We start from the raw sequence: 19,340 nt of genomic DNA on the forward strand, positions 1-19,340 counted from the left end.
TTATTTTTTGCTTCTTCCAAAGAATATCTATCTTAGACGAAAGAAAATGAGCGAACTAGGTTTTGCTCTTAATTTATTTTATATGATTCGAAGAAAAAGCGCTGCTAGAATAGGAATTTTAGCCGGTGTTTTAGCAACAAGTAGTTTGTTCTTTCAGTGTAAGGATAAGCATGCAACAACGAATGAAGCTTCTAGTGAAACAGTTGCTCCTGAAGAAACATTACTCAGCGGAACACTTACGCTTGGAGTTGATGAATCTATTTTCCCTATTGTTGAAGATGTTACCATCCTCTTTGAAAATGAATACAAACGCGCCAAAGTAAACTTACTCCCTAAATCAGAAAAAGAAATTCTTCAATTACTTTTCTCTGATTCTATTCGTGTAGCTGTACTTCCTCGTATGTTAACAACAGAAGAAATGAAGCATTATGAAGGGGTAGTAGCACCAAAACAAACCCACTTTGCTAGTGATGCCATTGTTTTTGTGACGAGTAAGAATGCGATGGATTCGATTGTTGATTATCAAGTTATCCTGCAACAACTCGAGAAAGGAAATGCCGCTACAGCAGATTCTTTTTTGGTTTTTGATAGCTACAATTCCAGTGTTTCTTCTGCCTTTAGAGAAGCAACTGGATTTAAGTCTTTCCCTAAAGATTATGCTTATTTTTTAAACACGACAGAAGAAGTAATTGATTATGTTGTAAAAAATCCAAAGGCAATTGGAGTGATCGGTTTAAACTGGTTAACCCAACCTACGAAAGAAATGCAAAGTAATATTGACCAGGTGAAGGTATTGGCTGTGAAAAATGACAGCGATCAAAAGTATTATAAACCAAGTCAGAACAATATTGCTGAAGGTACTTATCCTTTAATTCGCAAGCTTTACGTTTTGGATATGCAAGGAAAGAATGGTTTAGGAACCGGATTTGCTTCGTATATTGCAGGATATAAAGGACAACGTGTTGTATTAAAGTCTGGATTATTTCCGTTCAATACACCACCTCGCGAAATTGTAGTAACCAAAGAGATTAAATAAAACCACATACTTGTAAAACAATAACGATATATTATGAATAAAAAGTATTCTATTTCATTGTTGACTTTAGCGTTAAGTAGTTCTTTTGCTTTTGCTCAAAGTATTAATGAAGCAAAAACAGCAATCAATGCAGAACAATTTGATAAGGCTAAAGTGATTTTAAAAGATTTAATTGGTAAGAAGCCAGCAGAGGGAATTAATTATTTCTATTTAGGTGATGTGTTCTTAAAAGAAGATCAATCTGATTCGGCACGTTACTATTTTGATCAAGGAGTTTTAGCTAAAACAAAAGGATCTTTAAACTACATTGGTTTAGGTCAAATTGAATTAGATAATAATCGTTCGGCAGAGGCTGTAGCTAATTTTACAAAAGCGGAGAAAGACATTAAGAAGAAAGATTACAACGAACAATTGTTAATCGCCGCTGCTTATTTGAATTCAAAGAATCCAAATGCTAAAGAAGCACAAAAAATTGCTGCTGATGTTGTAGCAAAAGAGTACAATAATCCAATGGGTCATTTGTTGCTAGGTCGTGCATTCTTAGAACAAAAGAACTTAAATGATGCATACTCTTCATTTAGAAGTGCTTATGATTTAGATAATTCACTTGTAGAGGCGAAGTTGCAAATGGCAATGATTACAAAACGCGCTCGTGCTTATGCTGATGCTATTAAAGCTTGTGAAGAGATCTTAGCGACTACACCTAATTATGCACCTGCTTACAGAGAGATCGCAGAGATTTCTTATATGTGGTCAAAAGTAAATGCTCCTAAAGAGAAAGAATTGATTGCTCAAGCAGGAGAAAATTATAAAAAGTTTATTAAGGCAACAGATAACTCAATTGATTCTCAAATGCGTTACGCAGATTTCCTAGTATTGACGGAAAACTATCCTGAATTGGAACGCTTGGCGATGCAAATGAAAGATATCAAAGGAGTGAATCCTCGTATCCACAGATATTTAGGATATGCTGCTTATGAAAATAAAAACTATAGCGTAAGTGCTGATGCATTAGATAAGTTCTTAAAAGTGTATTTAAAAGAGTCTAAAAGCTTAAATGCAATTGGTAGAGATTATTTATACTTAGGGTTATCTGAAATTGGTTTATCCAACTACGGTGAAAACAAAGAAATGTATCACAAAGGGTTAAACCATTTAAAAGATGCAGTTAACGTAGAAATCGCTATTGCAGGTGAATTTAATCGCTTTGGATTGGATTTATTCCGCGCTAAAAAATACCAAAATGTAATCGATATTTTGAGTATTTCTGCTGATGTAAAAGAATCAAGTGGTTACATTTACGATAACTACTATGTAGGATATTCATACTACCTATTAGGTTCAGAAGATCGTTCGGATAATGAAGAATTATTGAAAAAAGCAGATGAGTATTTAGCTCGTACAATCGAAGCTTCACCATTAACTCAAGAAGCTTATTTCTATAGAGCACGCGCTAATCGCTATATCGATCATGTAGATGCTTATGATAGAATGTTTGAATCATACAAAGGATTCCTTAAAGTATTAGGAGAGAAGAATGAGTTGAAAGATGCTTCTAATAAAGATCAAATCATCGAAGCTCATACATCAATTGCGACGTATTATGCAAACAAAAACAGAAATGCAGAAGCAATTGAAGAGTTTAAAAAAGTATTAAACTTAGATCCTTCGAATAGCTTTGCTAAGAAAACAATTGAAGCAATTAGCAAATAATTGCCAGTAAAATAAGTGAAAAGGCCAATTACAAAAGTAATTGGCCTTTTTTTATTTGATTGCTATTGTAGTTTTCCTAATCCTACTATATTTGCCGGATGCAATTATCTGTAATTATTTTAAACTACAATGTTCGATACTTTTTAGAACAAGCTATTAAATCTGTGCAAGCTGCTACTAAGGCAATTGATGCAGAAATTATAGTTGTAGATAATAATTCACAAGATGATAGTACAACAATGATGCAGGATGTTTTTCCTGACATCTTGTACCTTCAAAACAGTGATAATCTCGGATTTCCAAAAGGAAACAATATAGGAGTAAGTCATGCTAAAGGAAAGTACATATGTATTCTGAATCCAGATACCGTTGTTGCAGAAGATACCTTTTTAGAGCTTCTAAAGTTATATGAACACAAGCCGAATTTGGGTATTGTTGGTTGTCGATTGATCGATGGAAGAGGTAAATTCTTGCCTGAATCCAAAAGGGGAATTCCAACCTATTGGCGTTCTTTGATGAAGATAACAGGAATTTACAAATTGTTTCCATCCAGCTCCATGTTCAATGGCTATTATGCAGCCCATTTAGCGCAACATCAGAGTGGTCCTGTAGAAATTTTAGTTGGCGCCTTTATGTTTATGCCTAAGGCGCTCTATGAAGAAATAGGAGGTTTTGATGAGCGGTTTTTTATGTATGTTGAAGATACCGATTTATCTTATGCCTGTTTAAAGGCCGGATATGAAAATTATTACTATGCTGATACAACGATCATTCACTACAAAGGAGAAAGTACAAATAAAGATTTAGCGTACGTAAAGCGATTCCACCAAGGAACTCAAATATTTTACGAAAAACACTTTAGAAAATCGTTTCTATTTGAGGTACTCATGCGCCTAGTTACTTTTGTTTTTTTACTTTTTAAACAAAAGAAAAAAAGCCCAAAATTGGCTGTAGTCAATCAAGTGATGGTTGTATGTGCTCAGGAAGCATTTAAACGCCAAGTTGAAGTCGCTATGGAAAAGACCGTACTTCAGGTGAGAGATTTGGCAAGTTTGCAACACGCAATAGATCAAAAGAGTAAAAATAATGGCGAATTGATGGAAATTATCTTCGATGGCGATTATTTAACTAATAAAGAGATTATTACCTTTATGCATAAAAATTGTAGATCAGAAATAATTTATAAAATTAAACCTGTGAATTCTTCGTTTTTGATTGGTAGTAATGATAGTAATAGTAAAGGATCCGTGATAATTTTAGAAGAATGATAATTTTATCTTTACGTGGAAAAAGTCCGAAATATTATTAAATTTGTAATCTGAATTAAGAAACACAACCTTAGGTTATAAATATGGCAAAGTTCGAATTGAAATTACCCAAAATGGGAGAAAGTGTTGCGGAAGCAACCATTACAAACTGGTTGAAGAATGTAGGGGATCGCATTGAGGCTGATGAGACAGTATTAGAAATCGCAACAGATAAAGTTGACAGTGAAGTTCCATCAGAAGTAGAGGGAACTTTAGTTGAAATATTATTTCAAGTAGACGATGTTGTTCAAGTAGGACAAACAATCGCTATTATTGAAACAGAAGGAGGAGAAGTTGCTTCAACTCCAGCAGCTGCTTCTACACCAACTGTAGCAGCAGTAGAACAAACAGTACAAGTAGCACAAGACGTTGCTGCACCAGTAGATTTTTCGGCATCAGAAAAATTCTTTTCACCGTTAGTTAAAAACATCGCAAAAGAAGAAGGTATTTCTATTAGTGAGTTAGAAGCTATTCAAGGAACAGGAAAAGAAGGAAGAGTAACGAAAAACGATATCTTAGCTTATGTTGAAACAAGAGGATCTCAACCACAAGCAGTAGCGGCTCCAGCTGCTAAGGTAGAAGTAGCAAAACCTGCTGCTGCTCCAGCTGCAAAAGCTACTCCAGTATCCGTAAACGGCGGAGATGAAATCGTTGAAATGGACCGTATGCGTAAACTGATCTCAGGATACATGGTACAGTCGGTTCAAACATCAGCTCACGTACAATCGTTTATTGAAGTTGACGTTACGAATATCGTTAAATGGAGAGATAAAGTAAAAGGAGCTTTCGAAAAGAGAGAAGGAGAGAAATTGACGTTTACACCAATCTTCATGGAAGCAGTTGCTAAAGCGTTAAAAGATTTCCCTGGAATGAATATTTCTGTTGATGGAGATTTCATCATCAAGAAAAAGAATATCAACTTAGGAATGGCTGCAGCTTTACCAAACGGAAACTTAATTGTACCTGTAATCAAAAATGCAGATCAATTGAACTTAGTTGGCATGGCTAAAGCAGTTAATGATTTAGGAAATCGTGCAAAAGCTGGTAAATTAAAACCAGACGATACACAAGGAGGTACATATACGGTGACGAACGTAGGTACGTTTGGTAGCGTTTTCGGTACGCCAATCATCAACCAACCACAAGTAGGTATTTTAGCTTTAGGAGCTATCAGAAAAGTTCCTGCAGTTATTGAAACACCAGAAGGAGACTTCATCGGTATCCGCCAAAAAATGTTCTTATCACACAGTTATGATCACCGTGTAGTAGATGGAGCATTAGGAGGTTCATTTGTGAAGCGTGTAGCAGACATTTTAGAAGCTTGGGATATCAATAGAGAAATCTAATTTGGTTTACGGTGAACGGTTTACAGTTCACGGTAGCGATATAAATATAAAAGGGATTGTCTAAGTGACGATCCCTTTTTTTGTATTAGATGTTTTGGCTTTTACCTTTTGACTATTTATCATTTGGATATACGTTGTTTCTTTTTAGAAGGGAGCAAAAAAAGCAAAGGAAGAAATCCTGCGACTAGGGCGATAACCATAAAATAGGATCCTAAACCTTCTGCATTGCCCAAAGCCGTTTGAATGGTTTGAAATTGCAGATAAAAGAGAATAACTAAGGTAGCAAGGTTTAGAATACGCATCATGCGCATGGCTTTGCCGTACTGTTCTTGAGCATTTTCTTCTGTTATTGTTGTTGGGTAATTATACAGGTGGGGTTTATTTTGAAAGTAGCGTAATAAAATAAAAATCAATAGAGCAATTCCCAAGAGTAGAAAAATAGAAACTTTATCTCCGTAAGCATCAGGTTCTCCTGCAGCATTGAAGTGTGTAGGGATGGTTTCAGGTAATGAAGCATAGTAAAATACTGTTATACCGAAAAAGGCAATCAACAACAATAAGCTAATTCCATCTAGGCAACGATCTAAAGGAGTAGAAGTGATTTTTACAATAGGTCTTTGGTTCATAATGTAAATGTGAGTTAATAAAGTTAAATACAAACATAATAAAATTAAGTTAATTTTTAATAAAATTTAATTTACCTACTTTTCTTTTCTTTATAAGGCCGTTCACTAGCGTTCCTCTTTCAAATAATGTTGATGCATTTTCTCCACGCGTTTGGCAATTTGTCGTTGTAAGTGACGAGGTGAAAGAACGACAATCGCTTCTCCAAAACCTAATATCTCACGTTCTAATTCAAAATTGAGTACTACGTCCAAGCGAATTTTAATTCCCTTCTCATTTTCCTCTATCAATTGTTGTGAGCTGTGTAAAGGTTTAGTCTTGACATAAGGCGCATGGTATTGATTGACCCAGAGAATCACTTTTTGCGCTCGATCTTGTTCTGTTTTGGTTACACCTAAGGTATCTTCAAAGTAACGATCAAAATCAACTCCTTGATATTCTTTGTACGGTTCGTTGAGAAGGGAATGTACGTTGACAATTCGGTCCAAAGCTAAAGTAAGGAGATGACGCCCTTTACTTGCTCTAGTAACTAAAAACCAACGGTTGCGGTACTCTTTCAGCAAATAAGGATAATAAAACTGTTTAGAAGCCTCTTTGGACTTAAATGACTTGTATTCGATCAGCAAGGTTTGCTTGTTCTTGATCGCTTCGTATAAAGGGCTAATGAACTTAATTCCCTTTAACAACGGATTGCCTTCCATCTGAATGTAGTTTGGTGCTTGCGTGCTACGCGTCAATAAACTATTGTCTAACTTGGCAATGACTTCACTCATCTCCCCTACTTGGCTAAATCCATTGAGGTGTTTTAAAATCGAAACCACCTCTTTGAGTTTTTCCATATCCGCATCGTTAATGGGCGAATTTTTGATGCTGTACTGTGGGTCTTCATACGTATAGTACTTTCGATCTACGACAACAATAGGAGCGTTATAACCCAAACTATCACTTCGCATAGTTTGTATATCCATCTGAATGGTACGCTTACTGATACCACTATCAATCCCTTCGTATTCGTATAACCCATCAGCTACCTTTTCGATTAGGTCATTTAACGTCCATTTTCTGAATCGATTCTGTAAACATTCATCGATAATGCGGTAGCGCAAAAGCGCTAATTTGTTTGTTGCCATTGATCTGTTGGTCTATTTTTCACTTCAAATATAGCATATTTTAAATGTAAGTACGCAACATGCTTGCGCACTTACATTTATTTTAGAAAAAATGTTGGTTTTAATTAGTTGTTATATAGTGTTTTGTAAAATAATTTTCATTTATTTTTTAGTACGCAGTTATCTTGCGTAGTTAGGGGTGCATCTTTGTACTGTTCGAAAGATACAAACCTCGGAAGCGTTTCTGTATAGCGCGGAAGTAAGGCACAATCGTTCCCCTTATCCTGTTTGTATGTGGAGAAAAATGAGGTTCGACTCCTCACATTCGTTTCGGTGAATGACTAGTGGTTTAGTTACGTTATTTGGGTCGTAGGTTCGAATCCTACTATTGCAGTAGCAATATAACTCAGTTGGTTAGAGTAAAATAGCAATTGCCTTAAAAGCAATCTTTGGTGAAGATGGAGAACTTCAATAAAAAATCTCCTCCATAAAAAAGTTCAGTCAACTCGTGTTTCTGTTTTTAGACGTCCTTCTCTAGAGAAAGACAACCAAAAACACTTTGTCAAAGCCTGTAAAAACAAGTGAGACGATAAAAAGAGAAAGAGGGAGACTATAGGGTGAATCACTTGCTTGCTGAGGGATTCCAGGCTATAGACCAAATCATTCAATTTTTAAGTCAACTTCTTTTTCCGCCGACCACAAAGGAAGCCGAGTTCGATCTGTTCTTTATACAAATGACATAAAAAATAAAAAAGATAAAAATGAAAAAGTTACAAGTAAAAACCAATCACGTAGCCCTTGTGTTTAACCAAGGAGAATTGCAAAAAGTATATACTGCTGGTCAGTATTGGCTGTGGGGAAACAAAGAAGTCATCGAATACAACCAAGCCGAACTATTTCCGATGCGCCGAGATATGGATGCCTTGTTGAAAAATGAGCAATTAGTTGCGATGTTGGATATTGTGGATGTAATGGATGATGAAATCATTGTAGTATACAAAAACAAGGTGTTCTATACGGTATTTTCCGCAGGGCGTTATATCTTTTGGAAAGATACAAACATCTATTCATTTGAACGTTATCAAACAACGGCCTTAGAGGTACCAACATCAATTGCTAGAAACATCAGAACCAAAGGCAATATGCTAAACTTCTTGCGTATGTATACGGTTGGAGCAAATGAAAAGGGCTTGCTGTTTGTCGATGAACAATTTCAAGGTATCTTGAATGCAGGGGACTACTGCTATTGGAAAAACGAGATTAAAGTGCAAATTATCTTTGTCGATGTACGTCAGCAAAGTATGGATATGAATGGACAGGAAATCCTGACCAAAGACAAAGTGCAATTGCGCATTAATTTCAACATCGTTTATCAAGTACAAAACATGTTAACGGCTTATGTAGAAAACAAAGAAGTGGAGAAACAAATGTACAATGCCATTCAATTGATGTTGAGAGAGAAAATTGGACGTTTGTCTTTTGACGAGCTAATGGAAAACAAAGAGAATGTCTCTCAATCCATTTTAGAGGCAGTACAAGAAAAAATTACAGCTTTGGGTATTGACTTGAAAACTTGTGGCATCAAAGATATTATCCTGCCAGGTGATATTCGAGAGATTATGAATCAGGTATTGATTGCTGAAAAGAAAGCGCAAGCGAACATGATTACAAGACGAGAAGAAACAGCCGCTACTCGCAGCTTGCTGAATACAGCGAAATTAATGGAGGAAAATGATATGCTGATGCGATTGAAGGAAATGGAGTATATTGAAAAAATTGCTGATAAAGTTGGTGAAATCAGCTTGTCAGGTGGCGGAAATGTATTGAAACAATTGAAAGAGGTATTTGGGAGGTAGGTGATTGTTGATGGTTGTTTGTCGATGGTTGTTTGTCGATGGTTGATTGTTGTTCGTTGATGCACACAACATACAACACACCTCACCATCTCATCACCTCACCATCTCACCACCTCACCATCTCACCACCTCACCACCTCACCAAACAAAAAAAATATGAAAGAAAATACATCAATAAACGGAAACGATTTAATAGCCTTAGGATATCCACAAACTAAATTGTTGGGTATAGCATTAAAGGCAAATAAAAAGAGAACAGGGTTAACAAAAATAGAAATGTTAGCCCATTACAAAATGGTTTTGGATAATGCCGAAGACTATATCAACCATAAGATATTTGGAAAACTAGCAACAGCTATTATCGAAGGAGTTGGTCAGCGAGAAGAAGAAGACGTAATTCCCTTGAGAGAAGAAGCAGTAGCTTATAGCGTTTATGGCGCTCAGCATATTGAAGAAGGAGCAATCCGACAAATGCAAACCGCAGTAAAATTACCTGTAGCGGTTGCGGGGGCTTTAATGCCTGATGCCCATCAGGGGTATGGATTGCCTATTGGAGGGGTGTTAGCCACAGAAAATGCGGTGATTCCTTATGGTGTAGGGGTAGATATCGGGTGTCGAATGGCACTGTCTATTTTTGATATTAAGGAAGTAGAGTTCTACGGAATGGAAGCTTTGTTAAAAGAACAATTAATCAAACATACCAAGTTTGGAGCGGGACATGGATTCCACGGACAATATAAAGCACAACATGAAATTTTAGATCGAGGAGAGTTTAATCTAAACCCTTTCATCAAGAATTTACAAGACAAAGCGTGGGAACAACTGGGATCATCAGGAGGTGGAAATCACTTTGTAGAATGGGGGTTGATGGAGTTTAAGCAACGCGATGAGATCTTGAATATCGAAGAGGGAACGTACTTAGCCTTGTTGACTCATTCAGGATCCAGAGGAATGGGGGCCATGATTGCGGGACGTTATACCCAAATTGCCAAAGGACAGTGTAAGTTACCACAGGAAGCTCAAAATTTAGCTTACTTGGATCTGAATTCAGAAGCCGGACAAGAATATTGGGCCTTGATGAATTTGGCTGGAGATTATGCTTCCGCTTGTCATGAGGTAATTCACGCTAAATTGACTAAAGCCATTGGAGCAGCAGTACTCGCTAAAATTGAGAATCACCATAACTTTGCTTGGAAGGAAATGTACCAAGGGAAAGAGGTGATTGTTCACCGTAAAGGAGCCACACCTGCGAGTAAAGGGGTGATGGGAATTATTCCAGGATCGATGACTGCCCCAGGATTTTTGGTGAGAGGAAAAGGAGAAGAAGAGGCTTTAAACTCCGCCTCCCATGGTGCAGGAAGACAGATGAGCCGTACACAAGCTATTAAGACGCTAAAATCAAGCGATATTAAGGCTGTTCTACAAGATCACGGCGTAGAACTCATCGGAGCAGGAAAAGACGAAGCACCGATGGCGTATAAAGATATTCACCAAGTGATGGCCGCACAAGGAGACTTAGTTGACGTGGTAGCAATGTTTACGCCCAAAATTGTCCGTATGGCCGATGATGGAAGTAGAGAGGATTGATGATTGATGCTTGTTGATTGTTATGGGGGATTAGTTAAAGGTTAAGGGGAGAATTTTCTGATTTAAGCTTAATTCTTCTTTAAACGATAATCCCATCATAAATCGAAGCAAACCTCACAAAGCACAAACCTCACCAATAAACCCATTTCTCAATTTGTTTGTTTTAATTTAGCGCGCTTATTTAAAATGACAATGTAACCAAAACGAAATGATGATGAATAATAAGAATGAAACCCTTTGGATTGCACATCCCCTTGTTTTAGAAGGAGAGCATATTCGACTTATTCCTTTGGAGGGTCAGCACTTAGAAGAATTATATGAAAAAGCAGCAGATCGAAAGCTATGGGAATTAGTTCCAACTGATTGTTCTCAGCGAGAAACTTTTTTTGAGAACTATACTCAAGCCCTAGCTGCAAGAGATAAGGGAATTCAGTACCCTTTTGTTATTCAACATAAACAAACGGGTGAGTTAATTGGTTCTACTCGATTTTTTGAAATGTATGAAGCCGACAAAAAATTGGAGATTGGTTGGTCGTGGATTACGCAAAAATATTGGGGAACTGCGGTTAATTTAGAGAGTAAACTATTGTTGATGGCCTATTGCTTTGAAGTACTAGGAGTAAATCGCGTCCAATTAAAAACAAAGGATACCAATATTCGATCGCGCAAAGCGATAGAAAAGATAGGGGGAGTCTTTGAAGGTATTTTGAGAAAAGATAAAATACAAGCCGATGGCACAACGCGCAATGCGGCATATTACAGTATTTTAGATACAGAATGGGAAGCAGCTAAAAGTAAAATAAATCAGTTGATATTTGAGAGAGAATAGAGGAAAGAGAATAGAGGAAAGAGAATAGAGAATAGAGGAAAGAGGAAAGAGGAAAGAGGAAAGAGGAAAGAGGAAAGAGGAAAGAGGAAAGAGGAAAGAGGATGAACATCCCTAAATACGGTTGACCGTTTTTTAAACATTAACTTCATTATTAAAGATAGTAATAATTGGTTTGTTGAAAGTACTTTCTGCAAACCAATTATTTTCAAACTCAATAGGAGACATTTTTCTTATTGAATTATGAGGTCTATTATTGTTGTATTGATTGACTGCTTTTCTCACAGCTTTTTTTAATTCCAACAAATTTTTAGGTTTCCAAAATTCTAGGTAATCATTTTTGATTGTTCTATTAATACGCTCAGCGTAGGCGTTATCTTGAGCAGAAAGAGCCATACTTATTTGGCAATTATTACTCTTTAATATTTCGATATAACCTTTATACATATATTGACTTCCTCTATCTGAGTGATGGATTAAAGGAGCTTGATTATTCTTTAAAGCCATTTTTAAAGCCATTATATTAGCTTGTGCTCGCATGTGATCTGATACTTGATAACCTACTATTTTTTTTGTGTATACATCTATGATAAATACGGCGTAATAGAAGCTACTTCCAACTGGGATATAGGTGATGTCTGATTGCCATATAGTTGATGGAGATTTTACTTGCATCCCCTTAATTAAATTAGGATAATATATCCTTGAAGCTACGGTTGTTTTTGTGTGATTTCTACGTTTATTCAATCGATAACCTAAGCTCATAAAAGTAGCTATAAACTTGTCTCTACCTAAAAAACTTGGTTTTAAGGTGTAGTACATCTTCTCAACCCCGCAACCAGGGTGATCGCGTCTTAAATCATCCGCTTCTGAAGCAAGTTTGGATATTTTATTATTAAATAAATCTTGCCGTTTGGAGTATTGATTTACCGCTTGTTTACTGATACCTAAAGTTCGGTATAAACTGTTCAGTGAGTAAGTTATTTGTTCTCTTTCTTTGCGGAACCAGTCGATTGCGGGGTGTTTGAATTTTTTATGATATCATAGTCTAATTCTTCACTAGCAATCTCTATCAATTTTGAATAGAAATCTACTTGAATTTGCTTTTGACCTACTATACGCTCTAGTTCTCTGACTTTGGCTTCTAATTCTTTTACTTTGTTGGTGTTGCTTGCTTTCATCTCTACGATTCTTTGTCCTTGTTTACTAAAGATAGAAAATTTATAGATCCATCGGTAAATTACTGGACCCGAAATTCCATATAATCTACTAATTTGCAATACACTATAATTTCCTTTTTCAAATAAGGAAACTATTTCGCGTTTAAATTCTTCTGAATAAACACGACTTTTTTGAATAATTTTGACATTGGGTTTCATATAAAAATTGACTTTTTATGGTCAACCTATATCAGGGACGTACAGGAAAGAGGAAATCGAAACGCAGTGAAAATCGAAACGCAGTGGAGATTCATCGAACACAAAAACCAATATAAACTCGGTGAGATATATTCATCGAACACAAAAACCAATATAAAATAGGTGAGATAAAGAAGAAAGAAGAGAGGTGAGAAATTTCACACCTATCCTCTTTCCCCTCTCTTGTTTCTTTAATTCAAATAAGTAATCATCGCCTCATTTTGATCTGCAGCTTTTTGATAAGCTGTACGAAGAACTTGGAGATTATCTTGGATATATTCCCATAAATCTTCTTCATCTTCTCCTACCCAAAAAGAAGGATAAATATCGTGTTCTTCACATAAAGCAGGTGAAAAGCGTTTTCTTATTTCCTCATCTGTTAGTTGAGTTAGAGCCTGATTGAGTTCTGTTACCTCTTCAGCAGTAAGGTATCTCGCTGGGCCATAACCCACATCTTGATTCTCATCTAGGGTGTGTTTACCGAAGAGTAGACCCGCCATCGGGTGATCTTCGAATCTATCTTTTGTTTCTCCTAAAAGAAAAGCCAATACATGCCAAGCTTTATCTAAATCTACCATAGCCTCGTCTGTTTCGTCGTATTCTTTGTAAATGCGATCCTCAAATAATTGACTATCGGCTTGGTAACGTGCTAAGTCTGCTTGTGAAACACGAAGCAAATTGCCTATCATACTCATCGTTTATGTTTTTTAGTAAGGATAAAGATATGGGAAATATCGGCGTTTTTTTATCCCCAATTATGGCTAAATTCTTCGAGTAAAAGCGCATAGCGATTGGGATGTAAATCGTGTCCCATTTGGTCAATAAGTACCAATTTCGATTGTGGTATAGAAGCGTGTAAATCCAATGCGTGTTCCTGAGGGAAGATAGGATCAAGAGTTCCATGCATAATCATCACCGGACAATTAATATCTTTCGTTATTGCAGAAGTATAGGGTGTAAATCCAACAGCCGCTACGTGGAATAGCGTTTGGTTTGGTTTTGTATTGCGGCGATAATCTTCTTCAATTAAAGCGATTTCCTCTGTTTCATTAAAAGGCAAATCAGTACTTGAAATGCGTTTGGTAAAGGTCAATCGCGCTTGAAGGTGATCTTCTTTCGCAGTGAAATAAGACGGAAGAGGCGTCATCATTTGTTGCATGACTAGAGGATCCGTTTGCGGTAGTGCTGGGTTCAAGGAAGTTGACATAATAATCACCAAAGACAACACGCGTTCTTTGTACTTACTTCCCAAAATTTGAGCGACAATTCCCCCCATTGAACGCCCCATAATATGTGCTTGTTCAATGCGAAGCTGATCCAATAAATCGATGGCATCTTGCGCTAAATCGTATAAAGAATAAAAAGGAGTTTCTATTTTACCTTTTTGCAAAGCGGCCATGAGTTCGCCAGGATGAGTTATACTCGGAGAGGTAAAGGTCGAACAACCCGTATCACGATGGTCATAACGGATGACATAAAAACCGCGTTGAGCCAGTTGTTGACAAAAATCAACCGTCCATCTCGTCATGGAAGTCCCTAAACCACCAAGTAGCAGTACACAAGGATTTGCAGAAGATCCGAAATCTTCGTAACAAAGGGTTAGGTGTGGGGTTTGTATGTGTTTCATTTTTTTGTTTTTTGTTTTTTGTTCGTTGCGAATCTTCGATTAAAGGAAGGAACCTTTTATCTTAGAAAATCTGCGGATAACTGATAACCGATAACCGATAACCAACAACAATTATTCCTTGTCAATTTGTCTAAACAAGTCCATAACCGCTTGCAGCTGATTTGCTTTTATTTTGGGTAGTAATTCCAAGGCTACAGCTTCTGCAGTTATTTTTGCCTCCGCATAAATGCGTTGACCTGTTTCAGTTAAAATGACATAACTAACACGAGCGTCTCGTGCATTACGCTCTCTGCCTACTAATCCATTTTTTTCTAACGGACTCAGTAAACGTGTCACCCCCGAAGGTGTAAGCCCAATGCGACTGGCCAAATCAATTCTCCTCATTTTATTTTCTGAATTGCTTGCAAGAAGATGGAGTAGCATAAAATCGGTATAGCTCAATCCGTGTACACTCAATCGATCAAATTTTCGTTGAAGGACAGATTGTGTTTTTGTTAGGCTGAACAACAGTTGTAATGATTCGTTTATCATTTGAAATATGTTTGAGTAGTCAAATACTTTGCAAATGTAAAAAAAATCTGTTTGGTTTTTACTCAAACAGATTTTTATATTTTATCATTTTTAATTAAATGTTTTATTTTCTTGTGAAATACGTCATGAAATTACATTTTTTCCAAAAAGTCAATGCGTTTTTCGATTGGAGGATGCGTACTGAAAATAGAACTAATATCTCCCAAGAATCCCTTGCTTTTTGACTCATTACTGTTGTCAATAAAGAGTTCTCTTACTTCATTGTTGGTGGTTTCTAATTTCGAATTCCCACTGATTTTACGCAAGGCACTAGCTAAGGCATGGGCATCTTTTGTCATGCTAACTGCACCAGCATCAGCCATATATTCTCGGCTTCTCGATAAAGCAAATTTAAAAACCATAGAGAAAAAATAAATCACTAAGGTTACTACTAAGATGAGAATGATAATGGCACCTCCATTGTCTTTTCCTCCTCGTCTTCGTCCCAAACCGTTAAATAATCCGCGCAGTAATAAATCGAGAATAACACCCAAAATTCCAACAAAAACGATAGTGACAACGAGCAATCGCACATCGTTGTTGCGGATGTGCATCAGTTCATGTGCAATAACCCCTTCCAACTCTTTATCGTCAAGTTTGTCAATGATTCCTCTGGTTAAGGTGACAGAATGTGATTTCTGATTGATCCCCGAAGCAAAGGCATTTAAGGCCTCAGTTTCAATAATAAACAGTTTAGGCATAGGCATTCCCACCGACATACAAAGATTTTCGGTTAGGTTGTATACCCGCATATTGTCCTTTCGCTCTAGCGGTTTTGCATGTGTGGCCCGCTGAATCATTTGGTTGTGAAAAAAAAAGGAAATAACAAACCAAATTCCAACTACTACAAAAACAATAGGTGTAACTTGTATGATCGGATCATAGGCCATTTCCCAATTCCAGCTAGCTAGGTAGCCCAAAATAAAAACGACTCCCAGTAAAATTAATAAGGGGAAAGAAAATAAAAGGAGAACCGATTTGGTGTTGTTTCTTCTAATTTGCGTATGTAAACCAACGTATGCCATTAAAATTTAATCTCAGGTGCAACATCAAGTTGAGCGCGCTGTTCAGCACCTAGTTCAAAGAAAGGTTGTCTGGTCATGTTTTTAATCCCTGCTATAATGTTCGAAGGAATGGATTCAATTGCTGTGTTTAGTTCTTTTGTAGCCGAATTAAAGTAACGACGAACAGCAGCTAGTTTATTTTCAATATCTGAGATTTCGTTTTGCAATTGTAAGAAGTTCGTATTTGCTTTTAGATCAGGATATGCTTCAACTGCAACACGCAATCCCGCTAAGGCAGAAGAAAGTTGTTGTTCAGCCTGAATTTTGGTGTTGATATCTCCCGCTTGCATCGCAGCTGTACGTGCTTGTGTTAGTTTTTCTAAAGTTTTTGCTTCGTGTTCCATATACCCTTTTACAGAAGAAACCAACTGAGGAATTAAATCATGACGCTGTTTGAGCTGTACATCAATGTCAGCAAATGCATTTTCTCTGTTGTTTTTTAATGCTACTAATCTGTTGTTTGTAACGATGTACCAAAGAACAAGAAGAACAAGAATACCGATTCCAATAAAAATTCCCATAGTTTATAATTTTTTGTCTAATGTACGACTTTTTAGGTTTTTTTAACCGTTCTGAATGGTAGATAAAGATATTTTAATGTATAAAATGCGAATAAGTAGATACAAAAATATCGTTGCCAAAAGAAAATAAAATTTTTTTGTGGGTGTTATAAAAAAATAAATATCTTTGTATCGTAATATTACGATGATAAAATAAAAAGAGCAGATGGGAATTACAAAATCAGAATTATTTAGTGAGAAGAAAAATCGCTTAGCGGCTATGTTTAAAGTACTAGGACATCCTGCACGTTTGGCTATTTTGCAGTATATCATCAACCAAAAGGCTTGTATATGCAGTGATCTAGTAGAAGAACTTGGTTTAGCACAAGCAACAATATCTCAGCATTTAAAAGAGTTGAAAAATAGTGGATTATTACAAGGTACGGTAGAAGGAAAATCTGTTTGCTACTGTGTTGATGAGGAGATTTGGAAAGAGTTTTCTACTGAATTTGCAGCTTTCTTCGGGCAATCTACGCATATTGATAAATGCTGTTAAGGCATTTTTTTAATGTAACGTATCGTAATATTACGATTAATAATATAAAAACAAAAATCATGAAATTATCAGAAGTAAAACAAATTTTAGCAGGATTGGAAAAAGTAGATTTTCAATTAGAAGATGGCAGTTTTGTACCCGAACATTTTCACGTAACCGAAGTGGGGCAAGTAGATAAGAAATACATCGACTGTGGTGGTGTAATTCGCACTGAGAAAAAAGTGAGTTTCCAGCTGTGGAATGCCAATGATTTTGAGCATCGACTAAAAGCAGGGAAGTTGTTGAATATTATTCGATTGTCTGAAAATAAATTAGGTATTGAAGAGGGTGAAGTAGAGGTGGAATTCCAAGGAAAAACAACTATTGGCAAGTATAACTTAGCTTTTAATGGCACGCATTTTATCTTAGTGAATACCATAACCGCTTGCTTAGCGGAAGATGCTTGTGGCATCAAGCCTGAAGATCTACCGCAAACAGCAAGCTCTTGTTGTGATCCTAATTCTGGTTGTTGTTAAGGTGTATCCAGTTTTACAACAAACAATTACTTCTTTGCTGTACCGAACTACTTTGAGTGAGGAACGCAAAGAAGTACTTACTCCTCTTGTAGATTGCCTTAGCGATCAATTGAATAAAGATGGAAGTGTTATTATAGTATTCATTTGTACACACAATTCAAGGCGTAGTCATTTGGCTCAAGTATGGGCACAAGTTGCCGCTCATTATTATGGATGTGTAACGATCCATTGCTATTCTGGTGGAACAGAAGAAACAGCGCTGGCACCTCAAGTGGCAACGGTCCTGCAAGAACAAGGAATCAATGTGAGTTTATTAGCCTTAAACGATAATCCAATCTATAGTTTAAAGTACGATAGTAGAAGTGCTCCTCTGATTGGATTTTCTAAAAAATACAACCATGTGTTTAATCCAGAGAGTGGGTTCATTGCCGTTATGACTTGTTCACAAGCAGACGGAGATTGTCCTTTTATATCAGGAGTTAGTCATCGAGTAGCCATCGCTTATGCTGATCCTAAGACGTTTGATGGTCTGCCAGAAGAAGAATGCGCCTATAGAGAAGCCAGCTTGTCTATTGCTCAAGAAATGTTTTACGTGTTCTCCCAAGTAAAGAATAAAAGATGAAAACAAAAATGAAATTTTTAGATCGCTACCTTACCCTATGGATTTTTTTAGCCATGGGTATTGGTGTAGCTTTGGGGAATGTTTTTCCTCAATTGCCTGTAATACTAAATAAATTAAGTATAGGAACGACGAATATTCCCTTGGCGTTAGGATTAATCATTATGATGTATCCGCCGTTGGCAAAGGTAGATTATACCTTATTGCCTAAAGCCTTTCAAGACAAAAAAGTATTGAGCCTTTCTTTGTTGTTGAATTGGGTTGTTGGACCTATCTTGATGTTTATTTTAGCCCTTATTTTTTTACGTTATCAGCCCGATTTAATGGTAGGAGTAATTCTCATTGGGTTGGCGCGTTGCATTGCGATGGTCATTGTGTGGAATGATCTCGCTAAGGGAAATCGAGAATATGCCGCCTTACTCATCGCCTTGAATAGTATTTTTCAAATTCTTTTTTACAGCGTATTTGTATGGTTGTTTATCAATGTACTACCCCCATACTTCGGATTTGCCTCCTTTGATGTTTCCATTGCGATGACTGATGTAATACAAAGTGTTGCAATCTACTTAGGGATTCCTTTCTTGGCAGGTTTTCTAAGCCGAAAATATCTAGTACAATACAAAGGAGAGATTTGGTACAATCACAAGTTTATTCCCTTTATTTCTCCTTTCACCCTATATGCGTTGCTTTTTACCATAGTGTTTATGTTTAGCCTAAAAGGAGAGCAAATCGTTCAACTTCCTGGACAGGTAATTCAAGTGGCAATCCCTTTGATTATCTATTTTGTATTGATGTTTTTTATTAGTTTTTTCCTCAATAAATCTATGGGAGTTCCCTATGATAAGAATGCAGCTATCGCATTTACAGCAACAGGAAATAACTTTGAATTAGCCATTGCTGTAGCTATTGCAGTATTTGGAATACACTCCCCTCAAGCCTTTGTTGGTGTCATAGGACCTTTAGTTGAGGTACCCGTACTGATTTTACTCGTTAAGGCTAGCTTACTGTTGAAGAAAAAGTATTCATAAAGTAGACAGCGCATCGAAGACCAAAATAAACTATAAACC

The 19,340-nt window shown here is 36.6% G+C and carries 20 protein-coding genes; 11 read left to right on the top strand and 9 right to left on the bottom strand.

What is annotated here, in order from left to right; translation table 11 throughout:
• Positions 1–82 precede the first annotated feature (82 nt).
• The 4 genes from H4K33_RS02905 (at position 83) to H4K33_RS02920 (ending at position 5,402) form a co-directional block, all read left to right on the top strand.
• A complete protein-coding gene (locus tag H4K33_RS02905; protein WP_182647004.1) occupies positions 83–1,036 on the top strand; it encodes a PstS family phosphate ABC transporter substrate-binding protein in 954 nt (317 codons plus the stop codon).
• Positions 1,037–1,069: 33 nt separating this feature from the next.
• The gene (locus H4K33_RS02910; protein ID WP_182647005.1) at positions 1,070–2,749 is read left to right on the top strand and encodes a lipopolysaccharide assembly protein LapB; all 1,680 of its coding nucleotides are present in this window, start codon (positions 1,070–1,072) and stop codon (positions 2,747–2,749) included.
• Positions 2,750–2,847: 98 nt separating this feature from the next.
• Entirely contained in the window at positions 2,848–4,017 is a 1,170-nt protein-coding gene (locus H4K33_RS02915) for a glycosyltransferase family 2 protein (RefSeq protein WP_182647006.1), read from the top strand.
• Positions 4,018–4,100: 83 nt separating this feature from the next.
• Positions 4,101–5,402, top strand: a complete 1,302-nt coding sequence (locus tag H4K33_RS02920) for a dihydrolipoamide acetyltransferase family protein (RefSeq protein ID WP_182647007.1) — start codon at positions 4,101–4,103, stop codon at positions 5,400–5,402.
• Between the two features lie 119 nt (positions 5,403–5,521).
• Here H4K33_RS02920 and H4K33_RS02925 read toward each other — a convergent pair whose 3' ends face one another.
• Positions 5,522–6,028 (bottom strand): DUF1648 domain-containing protein, encoded by a 507-nt coding sequence (locus tag H4K33_RS02925; protein ID WP_220485290.1) that lies wholly within the window; start codon positions 6,026–6,028, stop codon positions 5,522–5,524.
• A gap of 105 nt (positions 6,029–6,133) precedes the next feature.
• Entirely contained in the window at positions 6,134–7,156 is a 1,023-nt protein-coding gene (locus H4K33_RS02930; RefSeq protein ID WP_182647008.1) for a YafY family protein, read from the bottom strand.
• Positions 7,157–7,896: 740 nt separating this feature from the next.
• On the opposite strand from H4K33_RS02930, the gene H4K33_RS02935 reads away from it, so the two are divergent.
• The 3 genes from H4K33_RS02935 (at position 7,897) to H4K33_RS02945 (ending at position 11,407) form a co-directional block, all read left to right on the top strand.
• The gene (locus H4K33_RS02935) at positions 7,897–8,991 is read left to right on the top strand and encodes a slipin family protein (protein WP_182647009.1); all 1,095 of its coding nucleotides are present in this window, start codon (positions 7,897–7,899) and stop codon (positions 8,989–8,991) included.
• A gap of 156 nt (positions 8,992–9,147) precedes the next feature.
• Positions 9,148–10,578: an RtcB family protein gene (locus tag H4K33_RS02940; RefSeq protein ID WP_182647010.1), complete on the top strand. Its 1,431-nt coding sequence runs from the start codon at positions 9,148–9,150 to the stop codon at positions 10,576–10,578.
• 214 nt (positions 10,579–10,792) lie between these two features.
• On the top strand, positions 10,793–11,407 hold the full coding sequence (locus H4K33_RS02945) for a GNAT family N-acetyltransferase (RefSeq protein WP_370576653.1): 615 nt from the start codon (positions 10,793–10,795) through the stop codon (positions 11,405–11,407).
• 132 nt (positions 11,408–11,539) lie between these two features.
• Here H4K33_RS02945 and H4K33_RS02950 read toward each other — a convergent pair whose 3' ends face one another.
• From H4K33_RS02950 to H4K33_RS02980, 7 genes are all read right to left on the bottom strand, one after another.
• Complete coding sequence (locus H4K33_RS02950; protein WP_182647103.1) at positions 11,540–12,418, bottom strand: IS3 family transposase; 879 nt, start codon at positions 12,416–12,418, stop codon at positions 11,540–11,542.
• On the bottom strand, positions 12,385–12,783 hold the full coding sequence (locus H4K33_RS02955; RefSeq protein ID WP_182647012.1) for a transposase: 399 nt from the start codon (positions 12,781–12,783) through the stop codon (positions 12,385–12,387). The genes H4K33_RS02950 and H4K33_RS02955 overlap by 34 nt, the downstream gene beginning before the upstream one ends.
• Positions 12,784–13,013: 230 nt before the next feature.
• On the bottom strand, positions 13,014–13,517 hold the full coding sequence (locus H4K33_RS02960) for a YfbM family protein (RefSeq protein WP_182647013.1): 504 nt from the start codon (positions 13,515–13,517) through the stop codon (positions 13,014–13,016).
• A 50-nt stretch (positions 13,518–13,567) separates the two neighbouring features.
• The gene (locus tag H4K33_RS02965) at positions 13,568–14,449 is read right to left on the bottom strand and encodes an alpha/beta fold hydrolase (RefSeq protein ID WP_182647014.1); all 882 of its coding nucleotides are present in this window, start codon (positions 14,447–14,449) and stop codon (positions 13,568–13,570) included.
• Positions 14,450–14,560: 111 nt separating this feature from the next.
• Complete coding sequence (locus H4K33_RS02970) at positions 14,561–14,980, bottom strand: MarR family winged helix-turn-helix transcriptional regulator (RefSeq protein WP_182647015.1); 420 nt, start codon at positions 14,978–14,980, stop codon at positions 14,561–14,563.
• A 131-nt stretch (positions 14,981–15,111) separates the two neighbouring features.
• A complete protein-coding gene (locus H4K33_RS02975) occupies positions 15,112–16,044 on the bottom strand; it encodes a M48 family metallopeptidase (protein WP_182647016.1) in 933 nt (310 codons plus the stop codon).
• Positions 16,044–16,604 (bottom strand): LemA family protein, encoded by a 561-nt coding sequence (locus tag H4K33_RS02980; RefSeq protein WP_182647017.1) that lies wholly within the window; start codon positions 16,602–16,604, stop codon positions 16,044–16,046. Before H4K33_RS02980 ends, H4K33_RS02975 begins: the two co-directional genes overlap by 1 nt.
• A gap of 205 nt (positions 16,605–16,809) precedes the next feature.
• On the opposite strand from H4K33_RS02980, the gene H4K33_RS02985 reads away from it, so the two are divergent.
• From H4K33_RS02985 to arsB, 4 genes are read left to right on the top strand one after another with little or no spacing between them, the layout of a single operon-like run.
• The gene (locus tag H4K33_RS02985) at positions 16,810–17,139 is read left to right on the top strand and encodes a helix-turn-helix transcriptional regulator (RefSeq protein ID WP_182647018.1); all 330 of its coding nucleotides are present in this window, start codon (positions 16,810–16,812) and stop codon (positions 17,137–17,139) included.
• A 59-nt stretch (positions 17,140–17,198) separates the two neighbouring features.
• Positions 17,199–17,654, top strand: coding sequence for a DUF6428 family protein (locus H4K33_RS02990; RefSeq protein WP_182647019.1), 456 nt, complete (start codon positions 17,199–17,201; stop codon positions 17,652–17,654).
• A gap of 1 nt (position 17,655) precedes the next feature.
• Entirely contained in the window at positions 17,656–18,276 is a 621-nt protein-coding gene (locus tag H4K33_RS02995) for a protein-tyrosine-phosphatase (protein ID WP_370576654.1), read from the top strand.
• Positions 18,273–19,301: an ACR3 family arsenite efflux transporter gene (arsB, locus tag H4K33_RS03000; protein ID WP_182647021.1), complete on the top strand. Its 1,029-nt coding sequence runs from the start codon at positions 18,273–18,275 to the stop codon at positions 19,299–19,301. Before H4K33_RS02995 ends, arsB begins: the two co-directional genes overlap by 4 nt.
• Positions 19,302–19,340 lie beyond the last annotated feature (39 nt).

Origin of the sequence: Myroides sp. WP-1, from assembly GCF_014145635.1 — a bacterium.
Classification (GTDB): Bacteria; Bacteroidota; Bacteroidia; order Flavobacteriales; family Flavobacteriaceae; genus Flavobacterium.